Raw genomic sequence first — 22,277 nt, 5'->3', positions numbered from 1 at the left:
GAGGCACCTGCAAGGCAGGCGATGTTCAGCCTTGCATCGATGCTGGATACCCACAGATGAGAGAACGCATATGAACAGCCTCAATACCCTGCTGACCGCTGCCGTTACCACTGCCACCCTCAGCCTCGCCGCTGGCACTGCCAGCGCAGCGACCCTACTGGCCCTGGGCGCCGACGGTCAGCTGTTCAAGATCGACAGCGCCAGCCAGAAAATCACCGCGACCATGTCTGCCAGCAGCCCAAGCCCGCTGCGTGGCATCGATGTACGCCCGGCCAACGGCAGGCTCTATGCGCTGGGCAGTGACAATCAGCTCTACACCCTGGACCTGAGCACTGGCGCAGCAAGCAAGGTCGCCAGCCTGAACAAGCCGCTGCCGGGCAGCGGTCAGGCGGTCATCGACTTCAACCCAGTGGCTGACAAAATGCGCATGCTGGCCGCCGACGGCACCAACTTCCGCGTCAATGTCGACACCGGTGAAGTAACGGTCGATGGTTCAGTGGCCTACGCCGCTGACGGCGCCTATGCAGGCAAACGTGCACAAGTGGTAGCTGGGGCCTACACCAACTCCTATGCCGGCACCCAGGCGACGTCGCTGTACAACGTCGACTTGGCCAGCAGCAGCCTGATGCTGCAAAACCCGCCAAACGATGGCATCCAGCAAGTGGTTGGCATGGTCGCCGATGGCCTGAAAAACGCTGCGATGGATATCGCCAGCGACGGCAAAGGCGGCAACACCGCCTACCTGCTGACCGGCACCACGCTGCATACCGTGGACTTGGCCAGCGGCAAGCCAATGACGCTAGGTGATGTTGCCGGCCTGCCGGGCAATATCATTGATATAGCCATACTGCCAGGCATGTAGAACCTATATCGAGTCTGCTGCGCGTCGGCGATACGGCGTTAAAAATGGCCTCGGTAAGCCGCTTGCGGCTAACGCGCTTTAGCGCGGCCCGCAGGGCGAGTGAAACGAGTAATGCTCAATTACAGCACGTAAACTCGTGTGCGAGCCCAGTCCGCTTCCTCGGCGCTTTGACCAGCCAGAGGCTGTTACTACGTAGCGCCTTGTCTCGCTCTAGCTCGCGAGACTCTAAACAGGTTCTAAGCAACGATTCGGGAAGGCCGCCAGGCCTTCCCGTTCACGGTTTATTTGGCAAAGGTTTCATCGAACAGATTATCCATGGCCTTGAACGCGCGAGCGGCCACCAGCGGGTGGTACTCATTGCGCCCTGGCACATTGGCCTCCGGGTTGGTGAAGGAATGCACCGCACCGCCGTAGCTGACCAATTGCCAATCGGTTTTCGTCGCTTTCATCTCCGCAACAAAGCCATCGACCTGCTCCTGCGGCACTGCCGGGTCATCCACGCCATGCAGCACCAATACAGGTGCCTTAATGTTTTGTGCATCACGCGGATCAGGCGTATCCAGGTTGCCATGGAACGACACAAAGCCTTTCAGTTGCGCACCAGAACGGGCCAGTTCCAGTACAGTTCCGCCACCAAAGCAGAAACCGATAGCGCCTAGCCGCGTTGTATCCAATGCCACCTGCCCGGCCTGCGCTTTGAGCACCTCAACCGCCGCCTGCGCCCGCTTGCGCATCAGCGGCCTATCGCTGCGCACCGTCGTGGCCGCTACCTTGGCTTCATCGGCATTAGTCGGACGAATCGCTTTGCCATACATGTCGGCAACGAATATGACGTATTTGTCGCCAGCCAGCAGCGCGGCCTTGGTGGCTGCGTTCTCACTCACGCCCATCCAGTTAGGCACCATCAGCAGGCCCGGACGCGGCGTAGTGACTGCATCGTCGTAGACCATCAGGCCTTCAAAGGCTTCACCGTCAATTTCATACGGCACCGGTTTAACCACTACGGCCGCATCGGCCATGCCGATCATTCCAGCGCATAACAGGGGCAATAGACGTTTCGTAGACATGGCAATTTCCTGATGGGGTTAAGCAGAACATCAACCATAGTCCGCCGCATCAGGATGACCAAGCGCAGCAGCAGACGGCACACCAGGCAAAGGTTTCAGCCTGTTGCGGAACTACGCTTGCTCCGCCCAACGCGCGTTGATTTCCAAAATCGCCGGCAACGGCTGAATGAACAGCTAGCACCACCTATCAATCAGCCACCGAGCCAACCCTCAGTGGCTGAGGCCGCGTACTACAGCCGCTCACCGCGTAACGCCGCCACCTGCGCCTGCAGCCGTTCGCGCTTGACCGCTTCGGGTGCTACCGGCGCAGCAGCCACCAGGGTGATGCGCGACCACAGCCGCTTGAATACCCCCTTGTGCGGATGACGGCTGAAAAAGCTGCCCCACAAGCCCTGCAATGCCATGGGGATCACCGGCACCGGGTTAGCCTCAATGATGCGTTCGATGCCATTTTTGAACTCATTGAGCTCGCCATCAGTGGTCAGTTTGCCTTCCGGGAAGATGCACACCACTTCGCCATTGCGCAGGTATTCGGCGATTTTCTTGAAGGCGGCGTCATAGATCAGCAGGTCTTCGTTACGCCCGGCAATCGGCACCGTGCCGGCGGTGCGGAAGATAAAGTTGAGCACCGGCAGGTTGTAGATCTTGTAGTACATGACAAACCGTACCGGCCGGCGCACCGCACCGCCAATCAGCAGCGCATCGACAAACGACACGTGGTTGCACACCAGCACTGCCGCACCCTCATCAGGAATCGCCTCCAGCCCCTTGTGCTCAACCCGGTACATCGAGTGGCTGAGCAGCCAGATCATAAAGCGCATGCTGAATTCGGGGACGATCTTGAAGATGTAGCTGTTGACCGCGATGTTCATCAGCGAAATGGTCAGAAATAGCTGCGGAATCGACAGCTCAGCGACGCTGAGAAAGAGGATCGAGGCAATGGCCGAAGCCACCATAAACAGCGCGTTAAGAATGTTGTTAGCGGCAATCACCCGCGCCCGCTCGTGTTCAACGGTACGCGACTGGATCAGTGCATACAGCGGCACGATATAGAAGCCGCCAAACAAACCGATGCCCAGAATCGAACCGAGAATCCACCATGCCTGGCTGTAGCTCAGCACCGTCAGCCAGTCATGCGCCACCGCGCCCTCCGGGAAGTCACCGGAAAACCACCACAGCAAAATGCCGAACAGCGTGAGGCCAATTGAGCCGAAGGGCACCAGGCCAATTTCCACCTTGTGCCCGCTCATGCGCTCGCACAGCATCGAGCCCAGGCCAATGCCCAGGGAGAACACGGTGAGGATCAAGGTGACCACGCTTTCATCACCGTATAGCCATTCTTTGGCATAGGCCGGAATCTGCGTCAGGTACACCGCCCCCAGAAACCAGAACCAAGAATTACCCACCAGCGAGCGCGATACCGCCGGGCGCTGGCCCAGCCCCAGCTTCATGATCAACCAGGACTGGCGCAGGATATTCCAGTCCAGCTTGAGTTCTGGCATGGCCGCAGCCGCAGCGGGAATCCCCCGACTGGCCAGGTACCCGAGCACGGCGACCAACACTACGCAGGCCGCGACAATAGACGCATAACCGCTGCTGGCCATGATGATGCCTGCGCCAATGGTGCCGGCGAGGATGGCCAGGAAGGTGCCCATTTCCACCAGCGCGTTACCGCCTACCAGCTCTTGTTCCTCAAGGTGCTGCGGCAGAATCGAATACTTTACCGGGCCGAACAGCGCCGACTGCGTGCCCATGGCAAACAGCACCGCGAGCATCATTGGTAGGTTGCCGAGCAGCACCCCGGCTGCGCCCAACAACATAATCACGATCTCGGCGAACTTGATCTTGCGGATCAGCGCGTCCTTGGCAAACTTCTCGCCAAACTGCCCGCCAAGGGCCGAGAACAGAAAGAACGGCAGGATAAACAGCAAGGCGCAGAGGTTGATCAGCAAGGCCTTGTCGGTGCCCGAACTGATCTTGAACAGAATGGCGAGAATCAGTGATTGCTTGAAGATGTTGTCGTTGAAGGCGCCCAGCAGCTGGGTGATGAAAAACGGTAAAAAGCGCTTTTTACCCAGCAATGCGAATTGTGATTGTTCGGTCATCGTCCGTGTACCTGTCTGCGAGGTGGTCAGGCATTTGACTGCAAGACCACCCGACAAAGCCACAGCCGCGCGCACTTTTTGCTGCACCCGCAGCAAATTAGTGGCGCCTACAACGGCAATTGCCCCAGCAATCCGCGCAGCACAAAGAACACCAACAAGCCGCCACCAATCGTAGCCAGTAAGTGCCGCGTCAGGGCCGCGATGGCAATAGTCGCCACCCCCGCCAGCAGATAGGCATTGTGCAGATTGAATGCCCACTGCTGGCCATCAGGTATCAGCATGCCCGGCAGCACAATCGCACTCAGCACCGCCGTCGGCACATAGTGCAGCCCCTGGCGCACCAGCGGCGGGAAACGCAGCGTCGGAAAGGCAAACAGGCTGTAGCGAATGGCAAAGGTAATCAGCGCCATGCCGAGAATCAGCAACCAGATATCCATCAAGCGCTCTCCCCAGCAGCCAAGGGCGCTTGCCGCCGCTCCAGCAAGACGCCAATCGCAATACCACTGAGCGCGGCGGCCATCAGCCCCAGCTTGTAGGGCCAGCTATGGCACAACAACGCCACGGCGCCCGCGACCAATGCTGCAGCAATCTGTGGCTGGCTGCGCAGGGCCGGCACGACAATGCCGATAAAGGTCGCCAGCATGGCGAAATCCAGTCCCCAGCCCGCCAGGTTCGGCACGCTCTGACCAAACAGTGCACCGACCAGTGAACTGCCGACCCACGATACATACAACGCCAGTGCCACCCCCGCGTGGTACCACTGGCCATACTCGGCCATGCCGCGCGCCAGGTAACGGCGCTGCACCACGGCAAAGGTTTCATCGGTCAGGCCGAATGCCAGTGGCACCCGCCAGCGCTGCGCGAGCGGCCCCACATAAGGCTGCAGCGCCGCGCTGTAGAGCACATGGCGCAGGTTGACGACCAAGGTGGTGAGCAGAATCACCACGGCCCCGCTGCCCAGTGTCAGCAGGCTGATGGCAATAAATTGCGCAGAGCCGGCATACACCAACAACGACATGCCCAGCGCCTGCCCGAGGCTCAGCCCGGCCAGGCTGGCCAACGCACCGTAGATCAAACCGAACGGCAGAATACCGACGATCATTGGAATACTGTCGCGACTACCATAGAGAAAATGCTGCAAACGGCCCATGCGCCCTCCTTGAGCAGGACAGCCTGCAGCATCTCAGCCTCAGCGTCTTGAACAATCTTGCGCATCATCCCAGCCAGACACTGATTTGCCGCAACACAGCCTGGGGCGCACTGGCTAAACTGCCCACATTATTTACCCAGGACGCGCTCATGCCGGAAGCTCTCGACACCTTGCTGAATTTTGCCAGCGCCTTGGCCGCCGGCCTTTTGATTGGTGCCGAGCGCGGCTGGCAGGGACGCAATAGCGACGATTCACAACTGGTCGCGGGGATTCGCAGCTTTGCCCTGAGCAGCCTGCTTGGCGCCTTTGCCATGCTGCTCAGCGAGCACTTTGGCGTCATCGCTTGGGCGGTGATCTTTGCCGGCTTTGCCATCCTGGTAGTGGCGTCTTACTTTGGCGAGCTGAAACGCTTGGGCGACATGGGCCTGACCAGCGAAGTGGCGCTGCTGATCACCTTCCTCCTCGGCAGCCTGTCCATGGCTGGGTACGCCGGCGTCGCGGCAGCAGGTGCGGTGGCGGTAGCACTGCTATTGAGCCTCAAGCAATCCTTGCACAGCGCCCTGCAGCGACTCAGCGAGGCGGAACTCTCCGGCGCGCTTAAGCTGCTGTTTATTTCCCTGGTGCTGCTGCCGGCGCTGCCCAATCAGGGCTACGGCCCTTGGCAGGTATTCAACCCCTACGCCATCTGGTGGATGGTGGTGCTGATCGCCAGCATCGGTTTTGCCGCCTATGTGGCGATCCGCCTGGTGGGCATGCGCAGTGGCCTGCTGATCACCTCATTGCTCGGCGGTATGGTCTCTTCCACCGCCATGACCATAACCCTGGCGCGACTGGCGGCAGGGCGTAACTTGCAAGCGATCCTGGCCTGCGGCCTGCTCGCCACCTCAGCCCTGATGTTTCCGCGCATTCTGCTGGAAGTCGGCCTGGTTAACCCCAGCCTATTGCCACAGCTGGCCTGGCCACTGGGCGTCGCCACCTTGGTATACGCCAGCGGTGCGTTGCTGTATTTCCGCCGCGCGGGCACAGAGAGCGAGGAAGCGGCCGAGCCACCGCTGAAAAACCCGTTTGAACTGGGGCCAGCCCTGCGTTTTGCCTCGCTGCTAGCATTGATTCTGCTACTGGTTGAAGCGGCGCAGCGCTGGCTCGGCGATGTCGGCGTGTACCTAGTCGCATTGCTCTCGGGCCTGGCCGATGTCGATGCCATCACCCTGTCGCTGGCGCGCAGCGCACAAGGTGACCTCAATGCCCAAGTCGCCGTGCAGGGGATCTTTCTTGCCGCGCTCAGCAACAGCGTGGTCAAAGCCTGCCTCGTCGCGCTGATTGGCGGTCGCAAGCTGGCGTTGATGACCCTGCCGGTTATGGCGGCCGGCCTGCTGGCAGGTGCTGCGGTATTACTGCTGAGTTAAAGCAACGTCGCGCCATAAAGCCTCAGACGGTTGAGCGAACGCTCGCTCAACCGTCTGACTCATGCGCCCTACTCGGTCACTTGATCATCCAGCGCCATCACCCCGGCCGCCTGTTCGAGCAGCTCGGTAGGCAAGCTCTTACTGGCGCGGGCGCCCAGCAGCTTGAGGTTTTCCACCCGGCTGATGATATTACCCCGGCCATCACACAGCTTATTGCGCGCCCCGGCATAGGCCTTGTCCAGCTGCTGCAGGCGTGTACCGACTTCATCCAGGTCCTGAATAAAGGCCACGAACTTGTCGTACAGCGCCCCGGCGCGCTCAGCAATCTCACGGGCGTTCTGGCTTTGCCGCTCCTGGCGCCACAAGCTGTCGATCACCCGCAGCGTAGCGAGCAAGGTCGTCGGGCTGACGATCACGATATGTTGGTCGAAGGCTTCCTGAAACAAGCCGGGATCAGCCTGCAGCGCGCAGGCAAAGGCTGCCTCAATCGGCACGAAGAGCAGCACGAAGTCCAGGCTATGCAGGCCTTCCAGGCGCTGGTAATCCTTGAGTGACAAGCCTTTGAGGTGGCTGCGCAGCGACTGCACATGCTGCTTCAGCGCCTGCTGGCGGCTCGGCTCATCTTCGGCGGCAATAAACTGCTGGTACGCAGTCAGGCTGACCTTGGCATCTACGACTACCTGCTTGTCGCCCGGCAGCTGGATCAGTACATCGGGCTGGAAACGCTCGCCGTCGGCGCTCTTCAGGCTGACCTGGGTCTGGTATTCACGGCCTTTCTCCAAGCCGGCGTGCTCCAGCACTCTTTCGAGCACCAATTCGCCCCAGTTGCCCTGGGTTTTCTGCCCCTTGAGGGCGCGGGTCAGGTTGGTCGCTTCATCCCCCAACCGCTGATTGAGCTGTTGCAAGCGCTCCAGTTCCTTGCCCAGGGAAAAGCGCTCACGAGCTTCCTGCTGGTAGCTTTCTTCCACGCGTTTTTCGAACGACTGGATGCGCTCTTTGAGCGGGTCGAGCAACTGGCCGAGCTGCTGCTGGCTGGTCTCGGCAAAGCGCTGCTCGCGCTCATCGAAGATCTTCCCGGCCAACTCGGCAAACTGCGCACGCAACTCATCGCGTGAGCCTTGCAGATCGCTGAGGCGCTGTTGATGACTGTCCTGCTGTTCTTTGAGTTCAGCACTCAGCGACGCGCGCAATGCATCCAGGCGGCGAATTTCGGCTTCCTGCTGTTCGCGCTGCTGGGTCCAGGACTGTACCGCGTCACGGGCGATCTGCCGTTCCTGCTGCAGCAGCTCAGCCTCGCGGCGCAGCGCCGCCAGTTCAGCCTGTTGATCGGCCTTGATCTCACTGATCTCGGCGATTTCTTCACGGCAATCATCCAACTGCGCCGCCAGGCCGGCCTGGGCCAGTTGCGCGTTACTCAGGCGTTCCTGCAGCAAGCTGAATTCCAGCTGCTGGCGCGCCAGGCGGCGTTGCAACGACCACGCGAGATAGATAAGAGGAAGGGCTGCAGCGGCAACGCCGAGCAATGCCGGCGCCAGCGCGGTGGATAGATCGATGGGCATAGGCAGCTCCGCAGAAAAGTACTGGCAGTATAACCAGTACCCTAAACAGAGTCAGAGCTGTTTAAGCAGTTGTTGCGCCTCAAGCGAACCCTGTCCCGCTGCTAATTCCAGCCAATGCCGGGCTTTTTTCGGCTCGTTGTGACGCGACTGGCAATACAACTGACCGAGTTCAAGCTGAGCCCCCACATCACCAGCGCGCGCCGCCTGACGCAGTAACTCAAAGCCCATGCGCCGATCACGCGGATTGCCGCAGTCGCGGCAGAGCAGCTGACCCAAACGGCTTTGTGCCTTCACCACACCTTGCAAAGCAGGTTGCTTGAGCAGTCGACCGGCAAAGCGTTTAACGCTCGGCGCTTCACTCAGGCGCGGGGTGTCTAGCAGCCAGAGCGCAACGCGTGCAGGCAAACGAGGCGTGACAACAGAGTGAGCAGCAGGGATACGAGTAATTACGCGTGGCATAAAAAGCAGAGGTAGCTGGAAAGGCGCGCCACTCTACTCTTATTTTCGCCAAGGTAAAGCCTTGTAAAAAGCGCTAAGCCGCGGTCTAGAGCAAGCGCTTGGCTTAATCCACAAAAGCTGTGGATAACTTAGTGGATAACATGGGATCAAGCGCCGTTAGCGCTTACCCCATGGGGCCTGAGCTCAAACTGGTGATTTTTTCACCAGTGCAAAAAACTCATATATTTCATTGACTTATAAAATCAATAAAAAGAATCAAGGGTTTACGTCAAGCACTAGGTTTTGCTTGACGGGGCGCATCGCAATTGTGCACAAGTCGATGCGGCAAGCCGTCGCACTGCCCTTTTTAAGGGCAAATCAATCGCTAAACGCCGCCCCATCTAGGCTGACGCGACCATCGCTCACGTCCTTATTAGGGCGCCAAGTGGACGAGGTGGGGCGCTGGAACCTTGGCTCGCATATAAAGCAACAGCCTCGCAGCCGACTGCGTCCATCAAAACGGCCGACGTTTGACCGCTGTGATAAGCACTCGTATGGGCTAACCCGCGTTTACAACTGCAAAAGGTGGATGCGGCAACTGAATGCCAGGCTCAGGCCGATAACGCGCCACGTGATTGGCAGCCTGGCAGACATGGGTTAACGTCCTGCCACGTCACACTTCCCCACTATGGATCAGTGCTTATGCCCAGCCGGCGCACCTGGCTGCGAATTATCGGTTGTTTGGTTTTACTGCTCGCGCTGCTGAGTGCTTACGCCTATGTGAGCCTTAACCGCCTACTCGAACGCGAGCACATCGAAAACCTCGACTGGCGTGGCCTAAGCCTCAACAGCCAAGGCATCCAGCTTGACCAGCTGAGCCTGCAGCACCCAAGCGGCGCAGTGCAGTTGCAACACCTGCAGCTGCACTGGCGCGGATTCAGCCTGGCACTGCCGTTTTGGCAGCAGATCGATATCACCAACCTGCAACTGAACCTACCCTCTGGCCCTGCATCGACAAGCGCTGAGAGCCGCAATCTGGATGCACGGCTTGAGCAGCTTGGCAGCGTCATCAGCCTGTTACCGCAGCGGTTGCAGATCGATGCGCTGCAAGTCGAGCTGCCTTGTGGCGCAACACGCTGCCAACTGCTGGGCGATTTGCAGCTGGTAAAACAGCCCGCAACCGCGGTGCAACACCTCGACCTGCAACTCAACCTGCAGCACCAGCAGGATCAACTGCACTGGCACGCCCAGTTACAGGGTTCGGCTAGCGCACCAGAGCTGCAGCTGAGCCTGGCCATCAACCAGCAGCCGCAATTGCAGCTCATCAGCAGCTTGCAACCAGGCAATGATGCAACGCTGTGGCAGGGCGAACTCAGTGGCGACCTGCAACAGAGCAAGGCCCTGCACAGCTGGCTCAGCCAATGGCTGCTCAGCCCCCGCGATGACTTACCGGCCACCCCAGCCGCCGCGCAGCTGCAGGCGAGCTGGCAATTACACATTGCACCAGGCCCACTCGACCTGTCGCAATTGCAACAAGCCAGCGGCCAGCTAAACGCCAGCGCCAACCTGCCAGAGCCCTGGCCAATACCAGCGATTGGCCAATTGCAGGGCAGCTTCGAGTTGGCCGCTCACACACTGGATGGACTGTGGCTGGCAGACAGCCTCAGCGCCGACCTCAGCCTGCAACAGATTACCCCCGGCCTTGTCAGTGACCTGCCGCCAGAACTGTCACCTGAAGCTGTGCAGCTAAAAATCCATGCCACAGCAATGCCACCTGTTATTGCCCAACAGTTGAACGGCCGCGCCCTGCCCCTTCAGCTGCAACTGACCGCCAAGGGCCGCAGTACGCTGGCCTTGCAAGGCACACTGATCCTGGCCAATGGCTTGCCCTGGGGTTTGCAACTGTTGGATGGCACACTCAGCGCCAACAGCCCCGCACTGCAGGTGGCGGATTGGAATGTCGGCGCACTCCAGGCGCAGTTACAACTTAACGCGTACATGGACGCACAGCAGCTGAGTCTTACGTTGGCGAAAGGCTCACAGCTCAACCTGCAGCACCTGGGTAACGGCGACTTTCGCGCGCAGCAACTCAAGGCCAGCAGCCCCTCACTGCAGCTGCACGCGCAGCTAGCGGCCGGTGCGCTGAGCGACTGGCGCCTGCAAGGCCCCCTCGACCTGAGCGCGCAGCTGCAGCATGAGCAGTTGCAAACGCAACGCTGGTACTGGCAAGGCCCCATAGATGCCAGCCCGCAGCGCGCAGAGCTGCAGGGCACCCTGCGCAACGATGCCGAGCTGCAACTCAAACTGCAGGCGCAATACAGCAGCGGCCAAGACCTTAGCCTGCAAGCGCAGCTGAATGAAGTGTTTTTGCGCAGCGGCAACCCATTGCAAGCCAGTTTCAGCGCCTGGCCGGCCTTGCTTGAATTCAACAACGGTCGCCTGCATGCCAACGCAAGCCTTAGCCTGGCCAGCGCTCAACAGCGCCCCACCCTGGCACTCAAACTCACCGGCAAAGGCCTGGGCGGGATTTATGACCGCACCGTCCTAGAGGGCTTAGACGGCGAACTCAGTGTACGAATCGACCCCAAGCAGCTGCAGCTTGAGCTCAGCGAACTGCGCTTGGCCCAGGCCAACCCCGGCATTCCGCTGGGGCCATTACAACTCAAAGGCCGCTACAGCGCCGCCCTGCAAACGCCCAGCCAAGGCCAGCTCGAACTGCAGCAAGCCGAGACGGCATTAATGGGTGGCAACCTGCGTGTAGCGCCTGGGCAGTGGAGCCTCGCCGCCGAGCCGTTGCTGTTTCCTATAGAGGTGCAAGGCCTGGAACTTGAACAGCTGTTTATCCTCTACCCCACAGAAGGTTTGGCCGGCACTGGCACCCTCGATGGCCGCTTACCGCTGCAAATCAGCCGTCAGGGCGTGACCATCGGACAAGGCCAACTGAGCGCACGTGCACCGGGCGGCCAGCTAGAGTTTCACTCCGAACGTATCCGCGCCCTGGGCCAAAGCAACCCGGCGATGCAACTGGTGACCCAATCACTGGAGGATTTCCGCTTTACCACCCTGAGCAGCCAGGTCGACTACAACCCGCAGGGCAAACTGAACCTGGCCCTGCGCCTGGAGGGACAAAACCCGGCCATCGAGCAAGGCCGGCCGATTCACTTCACGATCAACCTGGAAGAAGACATCCCGACACTGCTGGCCAGCCTGCAACTGACCGACAAGGTCAGCGATATCATCAGGCAGCGCGTGCAACAGCGTATGCTGGAGCGCAATGCCAAGACGGCTCCGACAGAGCCATGATTCAGATCAAGGAGAAGCGCCATGCGCGTGCGTAATTGTTTCGCCGCCCTGCTACTAGGGCTGCTCAGCACGGCCTGCACCCCGACCGTGCAGCTGGCGATGCCGAATGAGCCGATCAACATCAACCTCAATGTGAAGATCGAGCACGAAATCTATATCAAGGTGGATAAAGCCCTGGACAGCATGTTCAGCGAATCCAGCGGATTGTTCTAAGGAGCCCGAGCATGAACCTAACGAAACGCCTCGCCAGCCTATTGCTGCTGCTTAGCCTGAGCCTGCCTGCCGTCGCCCTGAACCTCAACGAAGCCATGTCTGCCCTGGGCGACGCCAAAGCCAGCGGCCAATTGGGTGAAATGCCCAATGGCTATCTAGGGGTTGTCAGCGGCGGTGGCCAAGCCGCGGAAATCGCCCAGTTGATCAACCAAGCACGGCGCGCTGAATACCAAAAGCTGGCCGCGCAAAACGGCATCAAACTAACTGATGTGGAAGCCATTGCCGGGCAGAAAGCCATCGACAAAACCCCGCCTGGGCAATACATCCAGCTACAAGGTAAGTGGCAACGCAAATAGCTTGAAGCCCAAAATAAACAAGGAGCGCATCGCGCTCCTTGTTGGTTTTACCACCTGAACTCAGCGCTGCTGAATCACCGGCTGACCCGCTTTCGGTTTGAAATACAGGATTTCACCGCGGCTCAGGTTAGCCAGGCTTAGGTGGTCTTTAGCCACTTCGGCTTCAATCGGCTCACTCTGCCCGGCAACCTTGAGGGTCACGCGGGTAATCGCGCCGAGCGGGCGAATGTCGCGGACTTCACCGGCCTGATGACCTTCTTCGGCCTGGCGTGAGAGGTGAATCTCGTGCGGGCGGAACAGCACATGATGGTCCTCGCCGACATACAGGCGGTTGGCATCGCCGAGGAAGTGATAAACGAAATCACTGGCCGGCTGCTCGTACACCTCGCCTGGCGAGCCGATCTGCTCGATCACGCCCTTATTCATCACCACAATGCGGTCAGCCACTTCCATGGCTTCTTCTTGGTCGTGGGTCACGAACACCGAAGTCAGGTGCACTTCTTCGTGCAGGCGCGCCAGCCAGCGGCGTAGCTCTTTACGCACCTTGGCATCCAGCGCGCCGAAAGGTTCGTCCAACAGCAGCACTTTCGGCTCCACCGCCAGCGCACGGGCCAGGGCGATACGTTGACGCTGGCCGCCAGAGAGCTGCTCGGGGTAACGATCGGCCAGCCAGTCGAGCTGCACCAGTTCGAGCAGCTCATGGACCTTCTTCTTGATCACATTCTCGTTCGGCCGTTCGCGCTTGGGCTTCATGCGCAGGCCAAACGCGACGTTGTCGAATACGGTCATATGGCGGAAGAGTGCGTAGTGCTGGAACACGAAACCGACATTACGGTCGCGCACATCGTGGCTCGACACGTCTTCACCGTGAAACTCGATGCTGCCAACGTCCGGGGTTTCCAGGCCAGCAATAATCCGCAGCAAGGTGGTTTTGCCGCAGCCGGACGGGCCGAGCAGAGCCACCAACTCGCCGCTCTGGATGTTCAGGTTGATATCGTTCAGCGCTTTGAACGCATTGAAGTTCTTGCTGACATTGGATACTACGATCGACATGACTTATTCCTCGCCAGCACTGGCTTTCAGGCGGTTGATACGTGACTCGCTCCACTGCTTGAGCAGCAGAATAAACAGCGCCAGCAACAGCAGCAGACTGGCGACACTGAACGCGGCGACGTGATTGTATTCGTTATAGAGAATCTCTACATGCAGCGGCAGCGTATTGGTGTAACCACGGATGTGCCCGGACACCACCGATACCGCCCCAAACTCGCCCATGGCGCGCGCGGTACACAGCACCACGCCATAGATAAGGCCCCATTTGATATTGGGCAAGGTGACATGCCAGAACATTTGCCAGCCACTGGCACCGAGTAGGCGCGCGGCCTCCTCTTCCTGGGTGCCTTGCTCTTGCATCAGCGGGATCAGTTCGCGGGCAACAAAGGGCACGGTGACAAACACCGTGGCCAGGACGATGCCCGGCAACGCGAAAATGATCTGGATATCGTGCTCACGCAGCCAAGGGCCGAAGAAGCCCTGGGCACCGAACAGCAGCACGTAGACCAAGCCGGCAATCACCGGCGACACCGAGAACGGCAGGTCGATCAGGGTGACCAGAATACTCTTGCCGCGAAACTCATACTTGCTTACGCACCAGGCCGCAGCCACGCCAAACACCAGATTGAGCGGCACCGAAATGCCCACGGCCAGCAGGGTCAGCTTCAACGCACTGATCGCGTCAGGTTCGAAAATCGCGCCAAAGAAGGTACCGACGCCCTGCTTGAGCGCCTCACTCAGCACGATAAACAGCGGCAACAACAGAAACAGCGCAAACACCAACCAGGCACTGATGATCAGCAGCCGACGGCCGAGCACATTACCGTGCCGCGCCGCGTTGGCCGAGGCTGACGCGCTTAGGCTGATAGAAGACATGGCGACCTCCTCAGGCTTTAGCGATCTGGCGCTGCAGCAAGTTGATCAGCAGCAGCAGGATGAAGGAGACCACCAGCATCAGCACACCAATAGCCGTGGCACCGGTGTAGTCGTACTGGTCGAGTTTGACCATGATCAACAGCGGCAGAATCTCGGTTTTCATCGGCATATTGCCGGCGATAAAAATCACCGACCCGTACTCGCCGACCCCGCGAGCAAAGGCCAGCGAGAAGCCAGTGAGCCAGGCCGGTAACAACGCCGGCAGCAGCACATAGCGAAATACCTGCAGCGGTTTGGCACCCAGGCAGGCTGCTGCCTCTTCAACCTCGCGCGGGATGTCCGCCAACACTGGCTGCAGGGTGCGCACCACAAACGGCAAGGTGACAAAGGTCAGCGCCAGGGTGATACCGATGGGGGTATAGGCAATTTTGAAACCCAGATCAGTGGCGAACTGACCGACCAGGCCGCTAGGGGCATACAAGGCGGTCAAGGCGATACCGGCAACGGCGGTGGGCAAGGCGAAGGGCAAGTCGATCATCGCCTCTATCACCTTGCGCCCTGGGAAGGTGTAACGCACCAGCGCCCAAGCCAGATGCGTGCCGATAATGCCGTTGATGACTGCCGCCGCGAAGGCAGTGGCAAAGCTCAGTTTGAGCGCTGCCAGTACCCGCGGCGAGGAAATGATGGCCCAGAACTCAGCCCAGGTGAGCTGAGCGGCGTGAACGAACATGGCACCCAGCGGAATCAAAACCAACAGGCTGAGGTACACCAGGGTGTAACCCAGCGTCAGCCCGAAGCCGGGTATGACGGGGGAAGTACGACGAGACATGATTTGGCCTTGTGCTTGTTAAGCGACGATCTAACGACACAGACGAATCCGTAGGATAGGTTGAGCGCAGCGATACCCATGCAGGCTGTAGGGTGGAAGTCGCTTTTCACTTCCACCTGCGTCACCTTCGCGCAGGTTGATGGTGGATCGGTGAAGCGTGATCCACGGGGTGGCCATCCACCCTACGGACTAAGGCTTACTGCGCCTGATAGATCTGATCGAACACCCCACCATCGTTAAAGAACTTCGGCTGTGCGGTCTTCCAACCGTTGAAGTCTTTATCGACAGTGACCAGTTTCAGTGCCGGGAACTGCTCGGCGAACTCGCTCGCAATGGCCTGGTTACGCGGGCGGTAAAAGTGCTTGGCCGCCAGACGCTGACCTTCATCGCTGTACAGGTAGTTGAGGTAGGCCTCAGCCACTTTGCGCGTGCCCTTCTTGTCGACGTTTTCATCGACTACAGCCACCGGCGGCTCGGCCAGGATCGACAGCGACGGTGCGACGATTTCGAAGTTGTCGCCGCCCTCTTCTTTCAATGCCAGGAAGGCTTCGTTTTCCCAGGCCAGCAGCACGTCGCCGATCCGGTTGTTGACGAAGGTGATGGTCGAACCACGGGCACCGGTGTCGAGTACCGGCACATTTTTATAGAGCTGACCCACGAATTCTTGGGCTTTCGCCTCGCTGCCGTACTTCTGCTGAGAGAAGGCCCAGGCCGCGAGGAAGTTCCAGCGCGCACCGCCAGAGGTTTTCGGGTTCGGGGTGATCACTTCAACGCCCGGCTTGACCAGGTCATCCCAGTCTTTCAACCCCTTAGGATTGCCCTTACGCACCAGGAACACGATGGTCGAGGTATAGGGCGTGCTCGATTGCGGCAGACGCTCCTGCCAGTTTTCCGGGATCAGCTTGCCGAGCTTGTACAGCTCGTCGATGTCACCGGATAAAGCCAGGGTCACCACGTCGGCACGCAGGCCATCGATTACCGCACGGGCCTGTTTGCCCGAGCCACCGTGGGATTGCTGGATGGTCACCGCTTCATTGCCCTGGGCTTGCCAGTGCTTGTTGAACGCGGCGTTGAATTCACTGTATAGCTCGCGGGTCGGGTCGTATGACACGTTGAGCAGGGTTTCTGCAGCGGCCACCGGGCCTGCAAAAATGGCGCTGGCCAGGGCAGCGAGGGCAAAACGGCGAATGGACATGGTGCAGCTCCTAAAATTTTCGAGTGTTTGTTGGTTTTTCTTTAGGGGTTGGCGGTCAACAGCGCATTCACGGGTGACAGCTGCAATACCGGTGTGTGCTCATGGTTTCTGCTCGGTTCATGCTCACACCCTCCGGTGGTCCAGTCGGGTTTTGAGGTTGGTTCTAGTGGTTAGGCGTTTTTGCCGGCCGGAGCCTGCAAACGGAATTTTTCCTTGCGTTCGATCTGCACGACCTGGCCGTTGTGCACGGTGATTTCCACCGAGCCAAACTTCAGGCCATTCAGCGCAGCCTGGATCTCGCGCAGGATGCTGACGTCGTCCTGACCTTCAAGGTTTTTTAGGGTTGCGGTCATGCTAGTGCTCCTTGAAATAGCCCCTACTAAGCGGCGAAAACTGGCCGTGGTCAGTGGGCGTGGAGCGGATACTAGAGAGCCTTTAATATTCTTAAAAATATTATTTAAGAACATTTATATTCTTTTTTTGCATATAAAAAACCCTGCACGCCTGACGCAAAGGAGTGCAATTTCGGGAATAAGCAAATAAGTTCTTATTCTTTTTGATATTTATAAGCCCTCCTTACACTGCAGCCATTCACATCTGCAGGAGGGCGCACGATGCGCAACCAAACTATCCGTTACCTGATAGTGCCGGGCTGGCAAGGATCGGCCGACGCGCATTGGCAAAGCCACTGGCACCGTAGCCTACCGAACAGTGCACGTGTGGAGCAGGCCGACTGGCTGAACCCTGACCGCAACACCTGGGTGGCCGAACTGCAGCGCAGTATCGCCAGTGACCCGCGCCCGACCATCCTGATTGCCCACAGCCTGGGTTGCATCACCGTGGCGCACTGGGCGGCTCAAGCGCCAGTCGAGTTACTGGGTCGGGTACAAGGGGCCTTGTTGGTCGCCCCGGCGGATGTGCAGCGCAGCAATTGCCCGGCAGCGTTGCAGAACTTCGCACCGATACCGCAGCAGCCGCTGCCGTTTCCCAGCCAGTTGCTCGGCTCGGACAACGACGCTGCCGCCAGTGCTGCCCGGGCGATCGAACTGGCCCGCGACTGGGGCAGCGATGTGACGGTCCTCAGCGGCGCAGGCCATATAAATGTGCAGTCCGGGCATCAACGCTGGGAGCAGGGTTTCGCCTACCTCTACCGCCTACAAAACCGTGTTGACCAGCACAGGCGCCGCAGCGCCTGACTGCCGGCGCCTAAGCCTGTCGCGATAGACCTTTAGCCGCTCAAACCAGCGGTTAAAAGCTGCGAAAATATCGGCACAGTAGTTACTTTCGGTTATATCAATAGCATTAAAAGTTTCTTTTTAAGAATAAAAAACTTGTGCAGTATCGGCGCCACATTCTGGCCAACAGGTCAGGCTCTACCCCGCGCTGCCTGCCGGCGCCGTGACGAGGAACGCCTTCATCATGCTTAAGAAAATTCTGCTGGCCAGCGCCATCACCTCAAGCCTGCTGGGCAGCGCCGCTGCGCTGGCCGAAGACGCGCCGATTCTGAATGCGTCCTACGACATCGCACGTGAGCTGTTTGCCGAGATCAACCCCAAGTTTGTCGCCCACTGGCAAGCACAGACTGGTAAAGAGCAGAAAATTGATCAGTCATTCGCCGGCTCCTCGCGCCAGGCCCAAGACATCATCCAAGGCAAGAAGGTTGATACCGTATCCTTCAACCAGGTTACCGACGTCGACATCCTGGCCAAGCGCGGCCTGCTGCGTGAAGACTGGGCCAAGCAGTTCCCTAACAACAGCTCGCCGTACTACAGCACCACGGCGTTTCTGGTGCGCAAGGGCAACCCAAAGAACATCAAGGACTGGAACGACCTGGCCCGTGATGACGTGAAGCTGGTATTCCCTAACCCAAAAACCTCCGGCAATGCGCGCTACAGCTATCTAGGCGCCTGGCTGTATGCCAACGAGCAGTTCAAGGGCGATGAAAGCCAGATCAAAACCTTTGTCGGCAACGTGCTGCGCAACGTCGAAAACTTCCCCACGGGTGGCCGCGCCGCCACCGTTGCCTTCGCCCAGAACGGCCAAGGTGACGTGCTGCTGACCTTCGAATCGGAAGTGGTCAACATCGCCAATGGTGAAGAGTTCAAATCCGGCGAATACGAAATCGTCGTACCGCCGGTTAGCGTGCTGGCCGAATTCCCAGTGGCGCTGGTCGACAAAGTGGTCGATCAAAAAGGCACACGCGAAGTGTCCAAAGCCTACCTGGACTTCCAGTACAGCAAAGACATCCAGCAGCTGCTGACCACCTACAACTACCGTGTGCACAACCCGGAAGTGGTGGCGGCTACCGCGGCGCAGTTCCCGCAGATTCGCCTGATCAACCCAACCGAAGTCCTCGGCACCTGGGATGAGATCACTGCCAAGCACTTCGATGCCAATGGTATCCTTGACCAATTATTGGCCGAGGGTCGCTAAGACCTAATCGGTTTGAGCAACAAACAGCCGCCGTCTTTACGGCGGTTTGTGCTTTCAGGGATTTAAGTGTGCCTAAGACACCTCGCTTCTTTCTGCAGAACCCGCTGCTGCCAGGCTTTGGTCTGAGTTTCGGCTTCAGCACCTTTTACATCTCACTGATCATCCTGTTCCCGCTGTCGGCGTTGCTGCTGTATGTCAGCGACATGAGCTGGGCGCAGTACTGGCAAGCAATCAGCGACCCGCGCGTGGTGCAAAGTTACAAGGTGACCATCAGTGGTGCGTTCTACGCCACCATCGCCACCGTGCTGATCGGCCTGCTGTTGGCGTGGATCATCACCCGCTATGACTTCCCCGGGCGTCGTCTGGTGGATGCGCTGATCGACCTGCCCTTCGCCCTGCCCACCTCGGTGGCCGGGCTGACCCTGGCCACCCTGCTCGCCCCTGGCGGCTGGCTCGGTCAATGGCTCGCGCCCATGGGCATCAAGCTGGCCTATGCCTACCCGGGCATTTTGATCGCCATGGTGTTTACCAGCCTGCCGTTTGTGGTGCGTACCGTGCAGCCGGTGCTGCAGGACCTTGGCCGCGATTACGAAGAAGCCGCCAACACCTTGGGCGCTAATCGCCTGCAGACGTTCTTTTACGTGGTGCTGCCCACTCTGATCCCGGCGCTGGTCACCGGGGCCTCGCAATCCTTTATCCGCAGCCTCGGTGAGTTTGGTGCGGTGATCATGATTGCCGGCAACATCCCGTTCAAAACCGAAGTCTCTTCGCTGATGATTTTTGTACGTCTGCAGGAGTTCAACTACCCCGCGGCTGCGGCAATTGCCTCAGTCATTCTGCTGGCCTCACTGGTGCTGCTGTTTACCCTGCAAGTGCTGCAAGGCCGCCTGTTCAAATGGCAACGGCAAGGCAAATGAAAAAACCTCAATACTGGCATCAATGGCTGTTGATCGGCCTCGGGCTGAGCCTGATCACCCTGATTCTCCTGGTGCCGCTGGCGCTGATTTTCAGTAAAGCCTTCTCCGGTGGCCTGGCCTTGCTGTGGGGCAATCTCGGCGAAGACTACATGCTTCACGCCATCGGCCTCACCCTGCTGGTGGCGGCGCTGACGGTGCCGATTAACCTGTGTTTCGGCATTCTGCTGGCCTGGTGCGTGACCCATTACGATTTTCGCGGGCGCAAGCTGCTGACCACCCTGCTCGACATCCCTTACGCGGTGTCACCGGTGGTGGCTGGGCTCTGCTACCTGGTGGTGTATGGCCTGGAGCACGCGCTGGGGCGCTGGTTCTACGACAACGGCATGCAGCTGATGTTTGCCTGGCCGGGCATCGTCATGGTCACGGTGTTCGTCACCGCGCCGTATGTCGCGCGCATCTTGATCCCAGTGATGCAGTCCCAGGGCCAAGATGAAGAAACCGCAGCGCTGTGTCTGGGCGCCAACGGCTGGCAGATCTTCCGCCATATCACCCTGCCGAAAATCAAATGGGCACTGCTGTATGGCGTGGTCATCACCAATGCACGCGCAGTGGGCGAGTTCGGCGCGGTGTCGGTGGTGTCCGGCACCATCATCAACCAGACCCTGACCCTGCCCTTGCTGGTCGATCAGCTGAACAACGACTACAAACCCGCCGCCGCCTTTACCGCTGCCGCGCTGCTGGCTTGCATGGCACTGCTGACCTTGCTGCTGAAAACCTTTATGGAATGGCGCCAGCGCACGCTGATGCAACGGGCTGAGGCGGTTTAAGCGGTTTTAGCCTCTATAACCTCGGACGCTGCCACCGCTCCAGCACGGTTCGAGTTGAACCTAATACAGGGCCGCTAAAGTGCGGCCCTGCGTACAGGCGCTGTGCGTTTTATTCTTCGCTAATAATGAGTTCCACGCGGCGATTCATCTGCCGACCCGAGGCCGATTCATTACCGGCAACCGGCATGCTCTCGCCCTTACCCGAAGCACTCAAGCGGCTTGGCGTAACACCTTGAATGGTCTGGTAGCTCATCACCGACGTGGCACGACGCTGGGACAGACTCAGGTTATTTTCCTCGCTGCCAACGTTGTCGGTATGCCCTTCAATCATCACCCGACGTTCAGGGTTCTGGTTAAGAAAAATCGCCAGCTTGCCCAGGTTATTCGCCGTGCCCGCACGTAATTCGGAGCGCCCGGTGGCAAACAACACATCACCCAAGGTCATGACCAAGCCCCGCTCGGTTTGCTTGGCGTTCAGCTCATCAAGCTGGCGCTGCAACTGATCAGCCTCCTGGGTGCGTGAATCCAAGCGTGCGCCTGCGCGCTGTTCGCTGAGTACCGTGCGCTGGTCTTCATAAAAGCGCGTTTGCGCCAAGGCATTGGCAATTTCTACCCGGCGGTCTGCTATCACCACCAAATGCTGGCCCAATGCCTGGGCTTCTGGCTCGTCCTTACGCGGCTGCTCGGCGTTGATCACCGCTTGCTCAGCCGCTTTGAGCGCAACTGGTGCACGGGTATTCAGGTGCGGATCGGCTTGCAGCTGCGTGAGCTTGTTGCGCACGTCGGCGGCGCCTTGCGGCATGCTGGGTGGCGAGGCACAACCGGCCACACTTAAGCTAATCGCAGCGGCCAGCAGGTACTTAACGTGATGGGCAGTGTTCATTGTGGTGCTCCCGTGTTGCGCTGCATTTCCTGCTTCAGGCTGTTGGTGCTTTTGCGCATTTCGTCATTGACCACCTTGGCCTTGGTCGCTTGTGACATGGCCAGGGCCAGCTCGGCCTCAACCCGCGATTGCTCAGCCAGGCGCTCAGCCAGCAGCATCTCTTCGCGCTGCACGGCCAAATTAGCCGACGCCAATTTCTCCCGTGCAACCGCTAACTGCGGCGAGGCGTAGTCGGCCACACGCGCTTGTTCGGCATTGCTGATTGCGGTTTTAGCCGCTTGCAACGCTTGGTTAGGCGCAACCGGCGGCGTGGCGCAGGCGCTCAGCAACAGCAGCCCGCTCAAAACACCAGCCAGGCGCAATGCGGCCCTGCCAGAAAGCATCGATGAAGTCCTGTTCATAGGTATGTCCTCAAAACAATAAAAGATGAGCACGCCGCACAGTTCCCCGCACGCCGGCTCAAGTTAGCTAGACCACCGCGCCCTTAAAGCGCTGCAGTGAGCGTTCTTAGCGGCCCGCGCACGGGCTGACGACACAGGCGGGCAGCGCACTTTGTGCAAGATTCATGGCGATCAGCAGACTGCCCACGGCGAGCCCGGCATAGGCGATCGCAAACACTAATAAAAACGGGCGGTAATCGATGTTCATCACGCAGCTCCAATCAGTGATAAAGGCGATAAGGCCTCAAGCCGCGCCGTTATCGCGCGGGCCTTTATGGGCAAAAAAAAGGCTATGTCCCAATAGCGTGTTGCACAGTTCGCCCAACCGCTTCCTGGATGCAGTGAGTCGGCTCAATACGCTGCTG

General features: G+C 59.2%; 23 protein-coding genes. 9 read left to right on the top strand and 14 right to left on the bottom strand.

Features of this window, described 5'->3' with window-relative positions; genetic code table 11:
* Positions 1-70 precede the first annotated feature (70 nt).
* The gene (locus N1078_RS17355) at positions 71-862 is read left to right on the top strand and encodes a DUF4394 domain-containing protein (protein WP_274089363.1); all 792 of its coding nucleotides are present in this window, start codon (positions 71-73) and stop codon (positions 860-862) included.
* Positions 863-1,143: 281 nt separating this feature from the next.
* On the opposite strand, the gene N1078_RS17350 is transcribed toward N1078_RS17355, so the two are convergent.
* The 4 genes from N1078_RS17350 to N1078_RS17335 form a co-directional block, all read right to left on the bottom strand.
* Complete coding sequence (locus N1078_RS17350; protein WP_274089362.1) at positions 1,144-1,929, bottom strand: dienelactone hydrolase family protein; 786 nt, start codon at positions 1,927-1,929, stop codon at positions 1,144-1,146.
* 230 nt (positions 1,930-2,159) lie between these two features.
* Entirely contained in the window at positions 2,160-4,034 is a 1,875-nt protein-coding gene (locus N1078_RS17345; protein ID WP_274089361.1) for an MFS transporter, read from the bottom strand.
* Between the two features lie 107 nt (positions 4,035-4,141).
* Positions 4,142-4,471: an AzlD domain-containing protein gene (locus N1078_RS17340; RefSeq protein WP_274089360.1), complete on the bottom strand. Its 330-nt coding sequence runs from the start codon at positions 4,469-4,471 to the stop codon at positions 4,142-4,144.
* Positions 4,471-5,184 carry an AzlC family ABC transporter permease gene (locus tag N1078_RS17335; protein ID WP_274089359.1) on the bottom strand — a complete coding sequence of 238 codons (714 nt, stop codon included), beginning with the start codon at positions 5,182-5,184 and terminating at the stop codon, positions 4,471-4,473. The genes N1078_RS17340 and N1078_RS17335 overlap by 1 nt, the downstream gene beginning before the upstream one ends.
* Before the next feature lie 149 nt (positions 5,185-5,333).
* On the opposite strand from N1078_RS17335, the gene N1078_RS17330 reads away from it, so the two are divergent.
* A complete protein-coding gene (locus tag N1078_RS17330; protein ID WP_274089358.1) occupies positions 5,334-6,590 on the top strand; it encodes an MgtC/SapB family protein in 1,257 nt (418 codons plus the stop codon).
* Between the two features lie 68 nt (positions 6,591-6,658).
* Here the strand turns inward: N1078_RS17330 and rmuC are convergent, their stop codons facing one another.
* Positions 6,659-8,023: a DNA recombination protein RmuC gene (rmuC, locus tag N1078_RS17325; protein WP_274089371.1), complete on the bottom strand. Its 1,365-nt coding sequence runs from the start codon at positions 8,021-8,023 to the stop codon at positions 6,659-6,661.
* A 177-nt stretch (positions 8,024-8,200) separates the two neighbouring features.
* A complete protein-coding gene (locus tag N1078_RS17320; protein ID WP_274089357.1) occupies positions 8,201-8,608 on the bottom strand; it encodes a tetratricopeptide repeat protein in 408 nt (135 codons plus the stop codon).
* Positions 8,609-9,289: 681 nt separating this feature from the next.
* Between N1078_RS17320 and N1078_RS17315 the strand changes: the two genes are divergently transcribed.
* From N1078_RS17315 to N1078_RS17305, 3 genes are read left to right on the top strand one after another with little or no spacing between them, the layout of a single operon-like run.
* Entirely contained in the window at positions 9,290-11,890 is a 2,601-nt protein-coding gene (locus N1078_RS17315; protein WP_274089356.1) for an intermembrane phospholipid transport protein YdbH family protein, read from the top strand.
* Between the two features lie 21 nt (positions 11,891-11,911).
* Positions 11,912-12,103 (top strand): YnbE family lipoprotein, encoded by a 192-nt coding sequence (locus N1078_RS17310; protein WP_274089355.1) that lies wholly within the window; start codon positions 11,912-11,914, stop codon positions 12,101-12,103.
* A gap of 11 nt (positions 12,104-12,114) precedes the next feature.
* Complete coding sequence (locus N1078_RS17305) at positions 12,115-12,459, top strand: YdbL family protein (protein ID WP_274089354.1); 345 nt, start codon at positions 12,115-12,117, stop codon at positions 12,457-12,459.
* 60 nt (positions 12,460-12,519) lie between these two features.
* On the opposite strand, the gene N1078_RS17300 is transcribed toward N1078_RS17305, so the two are convergent.
* The 5 genes from N1078_RS17300 to oscA all read right to left on the bottom strand — a co-directional run bounded on the left by N1078_RS17300 (position 12,520) and on the right by oscA (position 16,765).
* The gene (locus N1078_RS17300) at positions 12,520-13,512 is read right to left on the bottom strand and encodes a sulfate/molybdate ABC transporter ATP-binding protein (protein WP_274089353.1); all 993 of its coding nucleotides are present in this window, start codon (positions 13,510-13,512) and stop codon (positions 12,520-12,522) included.
* Between the two features lie 3 nt (positions 13,513-13,515).
* On the bottom strand, positions 13,516-14,388 hold the full coding sequence (gene cysW / locus N1078_RS17295; RefSeq protein WP_274089352.1) for a sulfate ABC transporter permease subunit CysW: 873 nt from the start codon (positions 14,386-14,388) through the stop codon (positions 13,516-13,518).
* 10 nt (positions 14,389-14,398) lie between these two features.
* The gene (gene cysT / locus N1078_RS17290; protein WP_274089351.1) at positions 14,399-15,217 is read right to left on the bottom strand and encodes a sulfate ABC transporter permease subunit CysT; all 819 of its coding nucleotides are present in this window, start codon (positions 15,215-15,217) and stop codon (positions 14,399-14,401) included.
* A 196-nt stretch (positions 15,218-15,413) separates the two neighbouring features.
* A complete protein-coding gene (locus tag N1078_RS17285) occupies positions 15,414-16,412 on the bottom strand; it encodes a sulfate ABC transporter substrate-binding protein (protein ID WP_274089350.1) in 999 nt (332 codons plus the stop codon).
* Between the two features lie 170 nt (positions 16,413-16,582).
* The gene (gene oscA, locus N1078_RS17280; RefSeq protein ID WP_274089349.1) at positions 16,583-16,765 is read right to left on the bottom strand and encodes a sulfur starvation response protein OscA; all 183 of its coding nucleotides are present in this window, start codon (positions 16,763-16,765) and stop codon (positions 16,583-16,585) included.
* 261 nt (positions 16,766-17,026) lie between these two features.
* On the opposite strand from oscA, the gene N1078_RS17275 reads away from it, so the two are divergent.
* The 4 genes from N1078_RS17275 to cysW (N1078_RS17260) all read left to right on the top strand — a co-directional run bounded on the left by N1078_RS17275 (position 17,027) and on the right by cysW (N1078_RS17260) (position 20,589).
* Positions 17,027-17,608, top strand: coding sequence for an alpha/beta hydrolase (locus N1078_RS17275; RefSeq protein ID WP_274089348.1), 582 nt, complete (start codon positions 17,027-17,029; stop codon positions 17,606-17,608).
* Positions 17,609-17,831: 223 nt separating this feature from the next.
* Positions 17,832-18,845 carry a thiosulfate ABC transporter substrate-binding protein CysP gene (gene cysP, locus N1078_RS17270; RefSeq protein WP_274089347.1) on the top strand — a complete coding sequence of 338 codons (1,014 nt, stop codon included), beginning with the start codon at positions 17,832-17,834 and terminating at the stop codon, positions 18,843-18,845.
* Positions 18,846-18,913: 68 nt separating this feature from the next.
* Positions 18,914-19,762 (top strand): sulfate ABC transporter permease subunit CysT, encoded by an 849-nt coding sequence (gene cysT / locus N1078_RS17265; RefSeq protein WP_274089346.1) that lies wholly within the window; start codon positions 18,914-18,916, stop codon positions 19,760-19,762.
* Positions 19,759-20,589, top strand: a complete 831-nt coding sequence (cysW, locus tag N1078_RS17260; RefSeq protein ID WP_090242295.1) for a sulfate ABC transporter permease subunit CysW — start codon at positions 19,759-19,761, stop codon at positions 20,587-20,589. Before cysT (N1078_RS17265) ends, cysW (N1078_RS17260) begins: the two co-directional genes overlap by 4 nt.
* A 109-nt stretch (positions 20,590-20,698) precedes the next feature.
* Here the strand turns inward: cysW (N1078_RS17260) and N1078_RS17255 are convergent, their stop codons facing one another.
* The 3 genes from N1078_RS17255 to N1078_RS17245 form a co-directional block, all read right to left on the bottom strand.
* Positions 20,699-21,472, bottom strand: coding sequence for an OmpA family protein (locus tag N1078_RS17255; protein ID WP_274089345.1), 774 nt, complete (start codon positions 21,470-21,472; stop codon positions 20,699-20,701).
* Complete coding sequence (locus N1078_RS17250; protein WP_274089344.1) at positions 21,469-21,855, bottom strand: DUF4398 domain-containing protein; 387 nt, start codon at positions 21,853-21,855, stop codon at positions 21,469-21,471. The genes N1078_RS17255 and N1078_RS17250 overlap by 4 nt, the downstream gene beginning before the upstream one ends.
* A 124-nt stretch (positions 21,856-21,979) precedes the next feature.
* On the bottom strand, positions 21,980-22,120 hold the full coding sequence (locus N1078_RS17245) for a hypothetical protein (RefSeq protein WP_274089343.1): 141 nt from the start codon (positions 22,118-22,120) through the stop codon (positions 21,980-21,982).
* Between the last annotated feature and the right edge of the window lie 157 nt (positions 22,121-22,277).

The sequence above is a fragment of the Pseudomonas sp. MIL19 genome, from assembly GCF_028680365.1.
Classification (GTDB): domain Bacteria; phylum Pseudomonadota; class Gammaproteobacteria; order Pseudomonadales; family Pseudomonadaceae; genus Aquipseudomonas; species Aquipseudomonas spirodelae.
Note: the sequence above shows the minus strand (reverse complement) of the source record. Positions and strands in the feature narration are given on the sequence as shown.

Bases quoted from the DNA above. Each gene is read 5' to 3' on its own strand.
- N1078_RS17305 (WP_274089354.1), top strand. From the start codon at position 12,115: ATGAACCTAACGAAACGCCTCGCCAGCCTATTGCTGCTGCTTAGCCTG.
- N1078_RS17335 (WP_274089359.1), bottom strand. From the start codon at position 5,184: ATGGGCCGTTTGCAGCATTTTCTCTATGGTAGTCGCGACAGTATTCCA.
- N1078_RS17345 (WP_274089361.1), bottom strand. From the start codon at position 4,034: ATGACCGAACAATCACAATTCGCATTGCTGGGTAAAAAGCGCTTTTTA.
- cysW (WP_274089352.1), bottom strand. From the start codon at position 14,388: ATGTCTTCTATCAGCCTAAGCGCGTCAGCCTCGGCCAACGCGGCGCGG.
- N1078_RS17275 (WP_274089348.1), top strand. From the start codon at position 17,027: ATGCGCAACCAAACTATCCGTTACCTGATAGTGCCGGGCTGGCAAGGA.
- N1078_RS17350 (WP_274089362.1), bottom strand. From the start codon at position 1,929: ATGTCTACGAAACGTCTATTGCCCCTGTTATGCGCTGGAATGATCGGC.
- N1078_RS17300 (WP_274089353.1), bottom strand. From the start codon at position 13,512: ATGTCGATCGTAGTATCCAATGTCAGCAAGAACTTCAATGCGTTCAAA.
- N1078_RS17245 (WP_274089343.1), bottom strand. From the start codon at position 22,120: ATGAACATCGATTACCGCCCGTTTTTATTAGTGTTTGCGATCGCCTAT.
- N1078_RS17330 (WP_274089358.1), top strand. From the start codon at position 5,334: ATGCCGGAAGCTCTCGACACCTTGCTGAATTTTGCCAGCGCCTTGGCC.
- N1078_RS17250 (WP_274089344.1), bottom strand. From the start codon at position 21,855: ATGCTTTCTGGCAGGGCCGCATTGCGCCTGGCTGGTGTTTTGAGCGGG.
- N1078_RS17355 (WP_274089363.1), top strand. From the start codon at position 71: ATGAACAGCCTCAATACCCTGCTGACCGCTGCCGTTACCACTGCCACC.
- N1078_RS17310 (WP_274089355.1), top strand. From the start codon at position 11,912: ATGCGCGTGCGTAATTGTTTCGCCGCCCTGCTACTAGGGCTGCTCAGC.
- oscA (WP_274089349.1), bottom strand. From the start codon at position 16,765: ATGACCGCAACCCTAAAAAACCTTGAAGGTCAGGACGACGTCAGCATC.
- N1078_RS17285 (WP_274089350.1), bottom strand. From the start codon at position 16,412: ATGTCCATTCGCCGTTTTGCCCTCGCTGCCCTGGCCAGCGCCATTTTT.
- N1078_RS17340 (WP_274089360.1), bottom strand. From the start codon at position 4,471: ATGGATATCTGGTTGCTGATTCTCGGCATGGCGCTGATTACCTTTGCC.
- cysT (WP_274089351.1), bottom strand. From the start codon at position 15,217: ATGTCTCGTCGTACTTCCCCCGTCATACCCGGCTTCGGGCTGACGCTG.
- N1078_RS17320 (WP_274089357.1), bottom strand. From the start codon at position 8,608: ATGCCACGCGTAATTACTCGTATCCCTGCTGCTCACTCTGTTGTCACG.
- N1078_RS17255 (WP_274089345.1), bottom strand. From the start codon at position 21,472: ATGAACACTGCCCATCACGTTAAGTACCTGCTGGCCGCTGCGATTAGC.
- N1078_RS17315 (WP_274089356.1), top strand. From the start codon at position 9,290: ATGCCCAGCCGGCGCACCTGGCTGCGAATTATCGGTTGTTTGGTTTTA.
- cysW (WP_090242295.1), top strand. From the start codon at position 19,759: ATGAAAAAACCTCAATACTGGCATCAATGGCTGTTGATCGGCCTCGGG.
- cysP (WP_274089347.1), top strand. From the start codon at position 17,832: ATGCTTAAGAAAATTCTGCTGGCCAGCGCCATCACCTCAAGCCTGCTG.